Here is a 12,196-nt window from a genome sequence, read left to right as displayed (position 1 = left end):
CCTGGTCAGCGTCCCTCCGCCCCCGCCTTCGAAGCGCTTTCCCCCGCCTTCGAAGCCCTTTCCCGCGTCTTCGCGGCTCGTGTCCCCGTCTTCGGCGCCTTCGACGCCGCCCCCGGCGCCGTCCGCGCCCGCCACGGCAGCTCCGCCGTCACCCGCGTGGGCCCGCCCGCCGGCGAATCCAGCACGAACAGCCCGTCCACCGACCCCAGCCGCTCGGCGAGCCCGGCCATCCCGCTGCCGCCGTCCAGTCGCGCCCCGCCCTTCCCGTCGTCCGTCACCTGGATCAGCAGCCGGTCGCCCGCCCGGCGCCCGCCACCGCCCTTGCCCGCGGGCCCGGCCGGCCCACCCTCCTCGGCCCGCCACACCTCGACGGACGCCGTGCGCGCCGCACTGTGCTTGGAGACGTTCTGCAGCAGCTCCGAGACCGTGAAATAGACGATGCCCTCGATGGCGGGCGCGGGCCGCTCGTCCAGGTCCACGACCGTGGTGGCGGGCACCGTGCAGCGCCCGGCCAGCGAGGCCAGGGCGGGCCCCAGCCCGCGGTCGGTGAGGATCGCCGGATGGATGCCCCGGGCCAGATCCCGCAGCTCCTGCAGCGCCAGCTTCACCTCGCCGTGCGCCTCGTCCACCATCGCCGCCACGCTCTCGTCGGCCCGGCCCTCCAGCAGCTTCTCCTTCGCCAGGCCGAGCCCCATGGCGAGCGCCACCAGGCGGGCCTGTGCGCCGTCGTGCAGATCCCGTTCGATGCGCCGCAGATCGGCGGCCGCGGTGTCGGTGACCGTCATCCGGTCCGTCTCCAGCTCGGCGATCCGCCGCTCCAGTTCGTCGGAGGGCGAGAGCAGACCGCGCACCATGGCCCGGTCCACGGTGGTCAGCCAGCGTGCCAGCCACGGGAGCGCCGGCCAGGCCACCACGAGCGAGACCAGGGCGACGGCGAAGGTGAGCAGAGCCCAGGGCAGCCGGATGAACGCGAACAGCGCATGCCGCCAGGCGACCGGGTCCTTCAGGCACGTCCACAGCCGTGGCAGGACTCCCCGCTCCCGGGACCGCAGCGGACTCGGCTCCGGCACCCGCACCCCGAGCAGGGCCCGCGCCCGCGCCCGTTCCAGCTTCCCGTACTTGCGGCAGGCCACCAGGCCGCCGGCCAGCAGCGGCAGGCCGATCACGGTGACGGACAGCCCGATTCCCAGGGTCAGCCACACCACCAGCACCACGAACCCGACGAGACCCAGCGGGAAGTTGGACAGCAGGTACGCGACCTCCCGCCACGTCGCGCCGCTGAGTGGCCCTGCGGGCGGCGGCAGTGACCCATCGTCAGGGGCGGTAACGCCGGCATCGGCAGCTCTGGGCCGGGAACTCTCCGTCATGCGCCCAGCCTGCCCGGTCGGCGGTCCCCGTGCCATGGGGTGGCTGGGGTGGTGGGGGTGGGGTTTTCCCCACCCGCCGCTGCCGACCGTGCTGGACAGCGCGTCGGAGGGGGGCCGTATCGTGTCGCGGTACGGAACGGGAGGGGGAGCGTGCGATGGCGCGGCGGTTGGTGACGGCGGACGGGTCGGCGCTTTCGCAGGACGATTCGCATGCTTCGGCGCAAGTGGCCGACGGCTCGGTGGTGCGGTTCGTGGGGGAGCACGGGGCGTCGGCAGCATCGATGGCACCGACGGCACCGATGACGACGACGGCACCGACGGCACCGATGACGCCGACGGCACCGGTGGTGCAGCACGCCACCGGTCACGTCACCGAAAACGCCGCTGACGGCGCCGTCGACGAAGCCGCAAGCGGTCCGGCGGTGCGCGGCCGCTGCTGGGACGAGCGGAGCCGCACGTGGACGGCCGGTGCGGCGAGTGTGCTGTTGGCGCTGGTCGCCGGGGTTGCGGCGGCGAGTTGGTACGGGCCGGGCCCGGCCGCGCTCTGGACCGGGGTCGTCGCGGTGCTCGCCGCGGGCGGCGGAGCTGCTGCCGGAGGGCTCGGACGGCGTCCGCTGGGCGCCGCACTGCTGGTGTGCGGCGGCGCGCTCGGCGCGCTCGCCTCCTGGCAGGCCGCCCCGGCCGGCGCGACGCGGCTGGCCGCCGTCGGACTGACCGTTGCGGCCGCGCTCGCACTGCTCGGCCTCCGTACCGAGCTGGGGCGCGGCGGACTCGTCGGCGCGGCGGCGGTCGCGCTCGCGGTGGGAGCGTGGGAGGCCGCGCTGGCGCTGACCGGTGTGGCGCGTACGGGAGTCGTACTCGGTGTGGTCTCGGTGCTCGTGCTGGGGTACCTGCCGCGACTGGCTTTGACGGCGGCCGGGTTGACCCGGCTCGATGACCGGCGGTCCGGCGGCGCGCCGGTGAGCCGGCATCAGGTGGCGACCGCGCTCGGTGCGACCCACCGCGGTCTCGCGCCGGCCACCGTCGCCATGGCGGTCTCCGCGGGTGCGGCGGGAGTGCTTGCGGCCGGTTCGGAGGACGGCTGGTCGGTGACGGCCGCGGCGCTGCTGTGTCTGGTGACGCTTTCGCGTGCGCGTGCCTATCCCCTGGTGATCGAGGTCGTCGCGCTGTTGGCCGCCGGTACGGCGGTGGGGGTGGGCCTGGTGTGGCAAGGGGCTGCGGACGGCTCCGGGGCACCGGGGGCGCTCGCCGTGCTGTGTGTGGCGGCGGTGCTGCCACTGGTGGTGCTCGCGGTGCGGGTGCCGGAACACGTTCAGGTCCGGCTGCGCCGGCTGATGAACCTCGTCGAGTCGGTCAGTGTGGTGGCGCTGATCCCGGTGGCCCTCGGGGCATGCGGGGTCTTCAGCCGGCTGCTGCACACGTTCTGACGGAACCGGAAAGGGGGCCGCGGGACCATGTCAGCAGAAGGAACAGCGGGAGCGAGCGAGCCGGGTGGACCTGAGCAAGTGGGTGGACCTGTGCCGACGGGTGGACCTGTACCAGCGGGTGGGCCTGGGCAAGGAGACCGGCAGCACGATCTGCCGGCCGGCCTTGGCGGGGCAGCGATGACGCCGGGGACGCCCGCGGAAACGGGCGGCACGGGGGCCGGCTCTGGTGCGGTCAGCCTTGAGAAGAGCGGTACCGGCGCTGCCACCGTGTGGGACACACCGCTGACGGCGCGGGCGGAGCAGAACGCGCCGGACGCCGGTGCGGTCGCGCCCGGCGCCATGCCTTCTGCCGTGCCTCCTGCCATGCCCCCGGTCACGCCCCCCGTCGTGTCTCCTGTCATGCCCTCCGCCGGACCGCTTCCGGCTGCCGCTCCGCTTCCGGCTGCCGCTCCGCCGCCGCAGCCCGTACCGGAACCGGCACCCGCACCGGCCACGTACGGCGCACCGGCCGCGCATGGCGCACCGGCCGCGCATGGCGCACCGGCCGCGCATGGCGCACCGGCCGCGCATGGCGCACCGGCCGCGCATGGCGCACCGGCCGCGCATGGCGCACCGGCCACGTATGGCGCACCGGCCGCGCATGGCGCACCGGCCGCGCATGGCGCACCGATCGCGTACGGCACACCAGCCCCCCAAGCCGCCATGGCTCCCCACGCCACGCCGCACCCGTCCGCCACGCCGCCCCCGCCCACCGCGACGGCCCCCTCCAGCCCGGCGGCCTCTTTCACCGCCCCACCCCCGCCCGACCCTGTTCACACGCCCACGCCCACGCCCGTACGCCGGTCCCAGCCCACGCCCGTACGCCGGTCCCAGCCCACGCCCGTACGCCGGTCCCAGCCCACACCCGTCTCGGTGCCGCTGCTGCCGCCCGAGCTGGACGCCGTGCGGTCCAAGCCGCGGCACGGAGAGTCCGTCGCGCAGCGCGCGGGGCGGGCCGTGCGGCGCGCGATCGCCTCGTCGCCCGCCGCGGAGACCGCCGCCGTCACAGAGACCGCGTACGCCATCCAGCAACCGGTGGCCACCGGCCGGCAGATCTCCGTGACGAGCATCCGGGGCGGTGCGGGCAAGTCCACCGTCGCCGCCCTGCTGGCCCTCACCTATGCGCACTACCGCGCCGATCCGGTGCTGGCGATCGAGGCCGATCCGGCGCTCGGCACGCTGCCGCACCGGCTGGGCGCGCGGGAAGTGCGCTGGTCGGGCACCGACCTGGCGCAGATAGTGGATCCTTCGATGCTGATCACGGACCTGACCGGCTATCTGATCCCGTTCCCCGGTGGCGGCTGGCTGCTGCCCGGCAGCCAGGGCGCCATCGGGACGAGGCTGGACATCGACACCTACCGGGTGGTGATGACGTCCCTGCGCCGGTACTTCGCGACCACCGTCGTGGACTGCGAGACGCTGCCCGCCGAGGTGGCGCGGACCGCGCTGGTGACGACGCAGGCGCGGGTGCTGGTGTCCCCGGCGACCCCGGAGGGCGTGGCGGCCACCCGCTCCGTACTGGACTGGGCCGGAGGGCTCCACCCCGGCATGCTGCCGACGACGGTGGTGGTGCTCAGCCATGTGTCCCCCGATTCCGGGCTGGACCTGCGCAGGGCCACCGAGCATCTGGGCGTCGGCGGCGCGACGGTGCTCCCGCTCCCCTATGACCGCCATCTCGCGGCGGGCGGCGCGATCCGCACGGAACTGCTCGGCGAACGGACGCTGCAGGCGGCGGCGCGCATCGCCGCCGAGGCGATGAACCGGGCCGTCTCGCGCGGACCGGGCCGGCAGCGTACGGGCCGGGGCGCACCGGCGGCCCCGGACGGCGGCCACTCCGGTCCCGCTCACCCCGGCGCCGCCCACTCCGCCCCCGCTCACTCCGGTCCTGTCCACTCCGGCCCCGCCCAGCCTCCCGCCGGGCCGCCGCCCCGGTGACAAGCCGCTGCCCCGGCGACCAGGCGAGACCAACGACGAGAGGCACGACGTCCCGCCCCGCCCGGATCACCCCGCACCCGTCCGCTCCGTGAGACACCTTCTGAGACAACCGACCGCGCCGTCTACGCTGCCTGCCGCCCAGGTAGGGCGATGTAGGGACAACCCCACCGTCCGCGACGATCCGGCTGCTCACCGCGGCCGGTGCAGGGCCTAGACTCCCGTCCGTACAGATCGTCGAAGTCGTTGAACAAGCGCAGTCAGGGAGCGAGGGGCGGACGTGCCGGACGCGACCGTGGGCACCACCGTCGCCGCGGACTATTTCCAGGGCTACTCGGTCGTCGGCATCATCGCCGTGATCGGGGTGCTCTTCGTGGCCGTGGCCTTCGGTGCCGGGCGGCTGCTGCGGCCCGTGGTGCCGACGCCCGAGAAGCTGTTGACGTACGAGTGCGGCGTGGACCCCGTCGGCGAGGGCTGGGCGCACACCCAGGTCCGCTACTACGTGTACGCCTTCCTCTACGTCATCTTCGCCGTCGACTCGATCTTCCTTTTCCCCTGGGCGACGATCTTCGCCGCCCCCGGTTTCGGTGGTGTGACGCTGGTGGAGATGTTCCTCTTCCTCGGCTTCCTCGCCATCGGCCTGCTCTACGCATGGAAGAAGGGCGTCCTGGAATGGACGTGACTCCCGCCTCCCACAGCTCCGCAGCCGCGTCCGAGGGCGAAGGCCCGCAGTTCCTGCCGGAGCCGCGGCGCCTGGGCACCCTGGCCCGGCTCGCGCCCGAACCGATGAAGGTGGTCCTCAACTGGGGCCGCCGCTACAGCCTCTGGGTCTTCAACTTCGGCCTCGCCTGCTGCGCCATCGAGTTCATCGCCGCGTCCATGGCCCGGCACGACTTCATCCGGCTCGGCGTGATCCCGTTCGCGCCCGGCCCGCGCCAGGCCGACCTGATGGTCGTCTCCGGCACGGTCACCGACAAGATGGCGCCCGCGGTCAAGCGGCTCTACGAGCAGATGCCCGAGCCGAAGTACGTCATCTCCTTCGGAGCCTGCTCCAACTGTGGCGGCCCGTACTGGGATTCGTACTCGGTCACCAAGGGCGTCGACCAGATCATTCCGGTGGATGTGTACGTACCGGGCTGCCCGCCGCGTCCGGAGGCGCTGCTCCAGGGCATCCTCAAGCTCCAGGAGAAGATCGCCCGCGAGTCGCTGGGGGAGCGGTACGCGAAGGGCGGCGCGGCCCGGCCCTCCGCCGCCGCGCTGCGCAGCGGGCTGGTCACGCCGCCCGCGCCGAAGCCGGCGGGCGGGGCGACAGCTGCGGATGAGCCGAAGGCGGCGGGGGAGGAGCCCCGATGAGCGAGCAGCCGCAGCAGCAGCCGGAGCAGCAGCCGGAGGAGGCGGAGAACGCCGCCCAGGCCGAGCAGCCCGAGCAGCCTGTCGCCGAGCCCGTTGTCGGCTGGCTGCCGCGGCCCGCGAGCGAGATCTTCGGTACGGGGGCCACGGCGGAGCTGGCGTACGACGCGCTGACCGTCGACGTCCCCGTGGACGGCTGGCTCACCGCGCTGACGGCCGCCCGCGACGACCTGGGCTGCAGCTACTTCGACTGGCTGAGCGCCGTCGATGAGCCCGGTACCGGCTTCCGGATCTGCGCGCACCTCGCCGATGTGGCGCGGCCCGGCACCGTCCACCGCCTGATCGTGCGGACGACCGTGCCGCACGAGGCGGCCGCGCTGCCCACCGCCGTCGGTGTCTACGCGGGCGCGGGCTGGCACGAGCGCGAGACCCACGAGATGTTCGGTGTCGACTTCACCGGCCACCCGCACCTCGTACCGCTGCTGCTCCCGGAGAACTTCGAGGGGCACCCGCTGCGCAAGGACTTCGTGCTGGCGGCGCGGGTCGCCAAGGCATGGCCGGGGGCCAAGGAACCGGGGGAGTCCGAGCACGGCGGGCCCAAGCGCCGCCAGATGCTGCCCCCCGGCGTTCCGGACCCGAACGAGTGGGGCCCGCTGAAGGGCCAGCTGCCGCCTGCTCCCGCGCGTCCGGCGAGGGGTGCGCGGGCGGCCGGTGGTGCACGTGCGGCCGGTGGTGCCGCGGGCGAGCGGCCGGCGCGGCGTACGCGGACCGCGGGAGAGGGCTCGGCCGGCCAGCGACAGGCGGCAGAGGCGGCCTCGACCGAGGCGGCGACCGGGGCTGCCGCGCCCCCGGCGGCCGAGGCACGTCCCGAGCGGCCGGAGCGCCCGGCGCGGCGTACGCGGTCGGCGAGCGAGGGGTCGGCCGCCCAGCGGCAGACGGCAGAGGCGGCTTCGACCGAGGCGGCGACCGGAGCTGCCGCGACCGAGGGCACCCCTGAGGCGGCCGCGACCAAGGGGACCTCTGCAACGACCTCGCCGGCGAAGACCCCGTCGGCCGGGACCCCGTCGACAAAGACCCCGGCCAAGGAAGCCGCGGCGGCTCCCCCGAAGGAGGCGGCCCCCCGCTCCTCGGACGCGCCCTGGCACCACGCCCGTCCGGCCTTCGACGAGCCGGAGAAGAAACCGGAGCCGGAGAAAAGCGCGGAGCCGGAGCAGAAGGCGGAGCCGGAGCCGGTGGAGAAGCCGGAGCCGAAGCCGGTGGAGAAGCCGGAGCCGGAGCAAGGAGGCGACACCCCATGAGCGACGCTCTCGACATCGCGCTGCGCCTCGTCGCCGTCTTCGTCGTCTTCCTGGTCTTTCCCCTGGTCATCGGGCAGACCGAGCACAAGGTCATGGCCCATATGCAGGGCCGGCTCGGGCCGATGTACGCGGGCGGCTTCCACGGCTGGGCGCAGCTGGTGGCCGACGGCGTGAAGTTCGCGCAGAAGGAGGACATCGTTCCGGCCGGCGCCGACCGGCGGATCTTCCAGCTCGCGCCCGCCGTCGCCCTGCTGCCGTACCTCCTGGTCCTGGTCGCCATCCCGATAGGCCCGCACAACGCCGTGGGACAGGCCCTGGACGCGGGGATCTTCTTCGTGCTCGCCGTCATGGGCGTCGGCGTGCTCGGCTCGCTGATGGCGGGCTGGGCCTCGGCGAACAAGTTCTCGCTGCTCGGCGGTCTGCGGACGGCCGCGCAGCTGCTGGCGTACGAGCTGCCGATGCTGCTGGCCGCGGCCTCCGTCGCGATGGCGGCCGGCACGCTCTCGCTGCCCGGCATCATCGAGGCCTTCCACTGGTGGTGGGTGCCGTGGCAGATCGTCGGCGGCGTCGTCTTCTTCACCGCCGGGCTCGCCGAGCTGCAGCGGCCGCCGTTCGACATGCCGGTCGCCGACTCGGAGATCATCTTCGGTGCCTACACCGAGTACACCGGACTGCGCTTCGCGCTCTTCCTGCTCGCCGAGTACGCCGGCATCGTCGTCCTCTGCGCCCTGACCTCGGTCCTCTTCCTCGGCGGCTGGCACGGCCCGTTCGGCGCCGACGGCCTGGGCTGGCTGTGGACGCTGCTGAAGACCGTGATCCTCGCCTTCGGCGTCATCTGGCTGCGGGTGACCTACCCGCGGCTGCGCGAGGACCAGCTGCAAAAGCTCGCCTGGACGGTCCTCATCCCGCTCGCCCTCGCCCAGATCGCCCTCACCGGCGTCGTCAAGGTGGTGATCTCGTCATGAGCTTCCCCGGCTCCGGCCTCGCCAAGGGGCTGGCCGTCACCCTGCGGACGATGACGAAACGATCGGTCACCGCGCAGTACCCGGACGTCCAGCCCGACCTCGCGCCCCGTACCCGTGGCGTCATCGGGCTGTTCGAGGAGAACTGCACGGTCTGCATGCTGTGCGCCCGTGAGTGCCCGGACTGGTGCATCTACATCGACTCCCACAAGGAGACGGTGCCACCGGCCGCTCCCGGGGGCCGGGAGCGCAGCCGCAATGTGCTGGACCGCTTCGCGATCGACTTCGCGCTGTGCATGTACTGCGGTATCTGCATCGAGGTCTGCCCCTTCGACGCGCTCTTCTGGTCACCCGAGTTCGAGTACGCCGAGACGGACATCCGCGATCTGACCCATGAGCGCGACAAGCTCCGCGAGTGGATGTGGACGGTGCCCGAACCGCCGGCGCTCGACCCGGCGGCCGAGGAGCCCAAGGAGCTCGCCGCCGCCCGCAAGGCCGCGGACAAGCTCGCCGCCCAGCAGCAGGCCGCAGCCGAGGCCGAGGCCGCCCGGGCCCGGACCCAGGACCCGACAGCGGATCAGGACCCGACAGCGGATCAGGATCCGACCGCCGATCAGGCCGGAACCGCCGATCAGGCCGGAACCGCCGATCGGGCCACGGACCGGAACCGACCGGACCGACCGGACACCCCAGGGGAGGGACAGTGACGCTCGCCGCCGCCACCGCAGCCGGCCACGGCTTCCTCTCGACCACCGGTGTCGAGATCGCCTTCCTCCTCGTCGGGATCGCCACCCTCGGCGCGGCCGTCATCACCGTCACCACCCGGCAGCTGGTGCACGCCGCACTCTGGCTGGTCGTCGCCCTCGGCGGGATCGCCGTCGAATACCTGCTGCTGACGGCCGAGTTCATCGCCTGGGTGCAGGTGCTGATCTACGTCGGTTCCGTCGTCGTCCTCCTGCTCTTCGGGCTGATGCTCACCAAGGCGCCCATCGGCCGCTCCCCGGACGCCGATTCGGGCAACCGCTGGGCCGCGCTCGCGGTGGCCCTCGCCTCGGCCGCCGCCCTGGTCTGGGTCGTCGTGGATGCCTTCCGCACCACCTGGATCAGCTTCGGGGGCGCCGCCCAGGGCTCCACCGAGGCCTCCGGACGCAGCCTCTTCCAGTACTGGGTGCTGCCCTTCGAGGCGCTGTCCGTGCTGCTGCTGGCCGCGCTCGTCGGGGCGATCGTGCTGTCCCGCAGGACGGGGGAGGAGCGGTCCGCGGCGGCGAGCCTGAAGAACGCCGCCTCTCCGGCCCGCGCCGCCTCCCGGGCCCCGGCCGCCCCCGCCCCGCGAGAGGAGCAGCGCTGATGCATCTCGTCTACCCGGCCGTCCTCGCCGTCCTCCTCTTCTGCACCGGGCTGTACGGCGTGCTCGCGCGCCGCAACGCGATCCTGGTGCTGATGTCCGTCGAGCTGATGCTCAACGCCGTCAACCTCAACCTCGTCGCCTTCGACGTCTGGCTGCGCGACACCCTGCACACCGGCCAGGCCCTCACCCTCTTCACCATCGCGATCGCCGCCGCCGAGATCGGCATCGGCCTGGCGATCGTGCTGCTCGTCTACCGCAACCGCGGCAGCTCCGACATCGACCGGCTCCGCGATCTCGCCGAGAAGACGGGCGCCACGGACGGGGACCCGCAGCCGGACACCACGGCGGAGGCCGCCGCGTGACCCTCACCACCACCGCCGTTCTCGTTCCCCTCCTGCCCTTCCTCGGGGCCGTCGCCGGCCTCCTCCTCGGCCGCCGTGCGCCCGGCTTCGTCCGGCCGTTGGCCGTGCTGCCGACGCTGGCCGCGGCCGTGCTCACCGTGACCGTCGCCGTCGGACAGGGCACCGGACCGGCCACCGACATCGCCACCGAGCTCACCCCGACCGGCTCGATCCCCATCGACCTGGCCCTGCACATCGACGGCTTCGCCGCGCTGATCGCCGTCCTGGTCGGTGTCGTGGCGACCTGTGTGCAGATCTACTCCACCGGCTATCTGCGCGACGACCCGCGCTACCCCTCCTACGCCGCGCTGGTCTCGCTCTTCACCTCCGCGATGCTGCTGGTCGTCTACACCGGCGACCTGATGCTGCTGCTGGTCGGCTGGGAAGTCATGGGCATCTGCTCCTACTTCCTCGTCGGCCACTACTGGGAGACCGAGGCCGCCCGCGCCGCCTCCCTCAAGGCCTTCCTCGTCACCAAGCTCGGCGACGTCCCCTTCCTCTTCGGCATCTTCGCGCTGGCCGCCGACGCCGGAACCTTCCGCATCACCGGCATCCTCGGCTCCGTCGCCGCCGGCGGCCTGGACCATCCGACGCTGATCGCACTGCTGCTGCTCGCCGGTGTCGCCGGCAAGTCGGCGCAGTTCCCGCTGCACACCTGGCTCCCGGACGCGATGGCCGGCCCGACGCCGGTCTCGGCGCTGATCCACGCCGCGACGATGGTGGCCGCCGGTGTCTATCTCGTGGCCCGTCTCCTCCCCGTCTTCGCCGCCTCCGCGGCCGCGCTGGTGGTGCTCGCCGTCATGGCCGCGCTCACCATGGTCGGCTCGGGGCTGGCCGCACTGGCCCAGGACGACATCAAGCGTGTCCTGGCCTATTCGACGGTCGGACAGCTCGGCTACATGCTCGGCGCCCTGGCCGTCGGCGACCGCGGCGCCGCCGTCTTCCACCTCATCTCGCACGGTGCCTTCAAGGCCCTCCTCTTCCTCGGCGCCGGCGTGATCATCCACGCCGCCGGCACCAACTCGCTGGCCGCCATGTCCCGGATGAGCGGCCTGGCCCGGCGCATCCCGGACGCCTACTGGACGGTCACCGTGGCGCTGCTCGCGCTCGCCGCGATCCCGCCGTTCGCCGGCTTCTTCTCCAAGGAAGCCGTCCTGGGCGCCGCCGAACACGCCGCCACCGGTCACGCGCACGGCATCCCCGGTGCGGCCGGCTGGACCGTACTGGTCTCCGGACTGCTGACCGCCCTGCTCACCGCGGCCTACGCCACCCGCCTGTGGCTGCTGGCCTTCAAGGGCAAGGGCGCCGAAGCCCCCGACCACGGCCCGCAGCCGGTCGCCATGAACGCCGTCCTGTGGGTGCTCTTCGTCCCGACCGTGGCGCTCGGCCTCGCCGCCCCCTACCTGCCCGGCTGGTTCGACGGGCGTTCGCTCGCGCCGACCCTGACCACCTCCGTCCTGGGCACCGGTATCGCCCTCGTCGGCGGCCTGGTCACCTATGCGGCCTGGCGGCACACCACCGCGCTCGCCGCCCGTATCCCCCTCGGCGCGGTCGTCGCCGCTCCGGACGCCACCCCCGCGATCGCCGAGGAGGTGGCCATCGACATCCACGCCCCGGCCTACGGCGACAACGCCGGCGCCCCGGACCCGGCCGACCCCGGCCGCCTCCTCCTGGGTCCGCTGCAGCGTCATGCCGCGGTCGGCTTCCACCTCGACGCCGTCTACTCCGCCCTCTTCGTCCGGCCCGTACGCGCCGCCGCCACGCTCGTGCGCTTCCTCGACCGTGAGGTCGTCGACACCTACGTCCGCGGCGCGGGCACCGCCCCCCGCCTGCTGGGCGCCGCGGTCCGCCGTGCCCAGACCGGGAACGTGCAGACCTACCTCGCCGCGCTGCTCGCGGGCTCGCTTGTCCTGGCCGTCGCCGCCATCCTCGTCGCCACGGGCACGGGAGCCTGACCGATGCCGATGCCGATGCCGATGCCGATGTTCCACGCCCCCGGCGCACGTACGCCTGGCGCACGTATGCCTGACGGCCGCACCCCCGGTGCACGCACCCCGCACCCCCAGCCGACG

Annotated in this window: 11 protein-coding genes; 10 read left to right on the top strand and 1 reads right to left on the bottom strand. The window is 73.6% G+C overall.

Translation table 11 applies throughout. From position 1 onward, the window contains the following. Nucleotides 1-5 precede the first annotated feature (5 nt). On the bottom strand, nucleotides 6-1,367 hold the full coding sequence (locus CFW40_RS15330; RefSeq protein ID WP_088798437.1) for a sensor histidine kinase: 1,362 nt from the start codon (nucleotides 1,365-1,367) through the stop codon (nucleotides 6-8). A gap of 155 nt (nucleotides 1,368-1,522) precedes the next feature. Between CFW40_RS15330 and CFW40_RS15325 the strand changes: the two genes are divergently transcribed. The 10 genes from CFW40_RS15325 to CFW40_RS15280 all read left to right on the top strand — a co-directional run bounded on the left by CFW40_RS15325 (nucleotide 1,523) and on the right by CFW40_RS15280 (nucleotide 12,079). Then, on the top strand, nucleotides 1,523-2,794 hold the full coding sequence (locus tag CFW40_RS15325) for a secretion protein snm4 (protein ID WP_176956497.1): 1,272 nt from the start codon (nucleotides 1,523-1,525) through the stop codon (nucleotides 2,792-2,794). Between the two features lie 912 nt (nucleotides 2,795-3,706). Next, nucleotides 3,707-4,768 (top strand): hypothetical protein, encoded by a 1,062-nt coding sequence (locus tag CFW40_RS15320; RefSeq protein ID WP_256331460.1) that lies wholly within the window; start codon nucleotides 3,707-3,709, stop codon nucleotides 4,766-4,768. A 277-nt stretch (nucleotides 4,769-5,045) separates the two neighbouring features. Continuing rightward, entirely contained in the window at nucleotides 5,046-5,447 is a 402-nt protein-coding gene (locus CFW40_RS15315; protein ID WP_088798436.1) for an NADH-quinone oxidoreductase subunit A, read from the top strand. Beyond that, nucleotides 5,438-6,118, top strand: coding sequence for an NADH-quinone oxidoreductase subunit B (locus tag CFW40_RS15310; protein WP_088798435.1), 681 nt, complete (start codon nucleotides 5,438-5,440; stop codon nucleotides 6,116-6,118). The genes CFW40_RS15315 and CFW40_RS15310 overlap by 10 nt, the downstream gene beginning before the upstream one ends. Then, nucleotides 6,115-7,413, top strand: a complete 1,299-nt coding sequence (locus tag CFW40_RS15305) for an NADH-quinone oxidoreductase subunit C (protein WP_088798434.1) — start codon at nucleotides 6,115-6,117, stop codon at nucleotides 7,411-7,413. The genes CFW40_RS15310 and CFW40_RS15305 overlap by 4 nt, the downstream gene beginning before the upstream one ends. After that, nucleotides 7,410-8,378: a complex I subunit 1 family protein gene (locus CFW40_RS15300; RefSeq protein WP_088798433.1), complete on the top strand. Its 969-nt coding sequence runs from the start codon at nucleotides 7,410-7,412 to the stop codon at nucleotides 8,376-8,378. The genes CFW40_RS15305 and CFW40_RS15300 overlap by 4 nt, the downstream gene beginning before the upstream one ends. Further along, the gene (locus CFW40_RS15295; RefSeq protein WP_088798432.1) at nucleotides 8,375-9,082 is read left to right on the top strand and encodes an NADH-quinone oxidoreductase subunit I; all 708 of its coding nucleotides are present in this window, start codon (nucleotides 8,375-8,377) and stop codon (nucleotides 9,080-9,082) included. The genes CFW40_RS15300 and CFW40_RS15295 overlap by 4 nt, the downstream gene beginning before the upstream one ends. Next, nucleotides 9,079-9,723 carry an NADH-quinone oxidoreductase subunit J gene (locus CFW40_RS15290; RefSeq protein WP_088798431.1) on the top strand — a complete coding sequence of 215 codons (645 nt, stop codon included), beginning with the start codon at nucleotides 9,079-9,081 and terminating at the stop codon, nucleotides 9,721-9,723. Before CFW40_RS15295 ends, CFW40_RS15290 begins: the two co-directional genes overlap by 4 nt. Further along, nucleotides 9,723-10,085 carry an NADH-quinone oxidoreductase subunit NuoK gene (nuoK, locus tag CFW40_RS15285; RefSeq protein ID WP_088798430.1) on the top strand — a complete coding sequence of 121 codons (363 nt, stop codon included), beginning with the start codon at nucleotides 9,723-9,725 and terminating at the stop codon, nucleotides 10,083-10,085. The genes CFW40_RS15290 and nuoK overlap by 1 nt, the downstream gene beginning before the upstream one ends. Beyond that, the gene (locus tag CFW40_RS15280) at nucleotides 10,082-12,079 is read left to right on the top strand and encodes an NADH-quinone oxidoreductase subunit L (protein ID WP_088798429.1); all 1,998 of its coding nucleotides are present in this window, start codon (nucleotides 10,082-10,084) and stop codon (nucleotides 12,077-12,079) included. Before nuoK ends, CFW40_RS15280 begins: the two co-directional genes overlap by 4 nt. Nucleotides 12,080-12,196: the final 117 nt, after the last annotated feature.

Origin of the sequence: Streptomyces sp. 2114.4 (assembly GCF_900187385.1) — a bacterium.
GTDB lineage: Bacteria > Actinomycetota > Actinomycetes > Streptomycetales > Streptomycetaceae > Streptomyces > Streptomyces mooreae.
The sequence above is the reverse complement of the archived record's forward strand: the minus strand, read 5'-3'. Positions and strand labels throughout refer to the sequence as shown.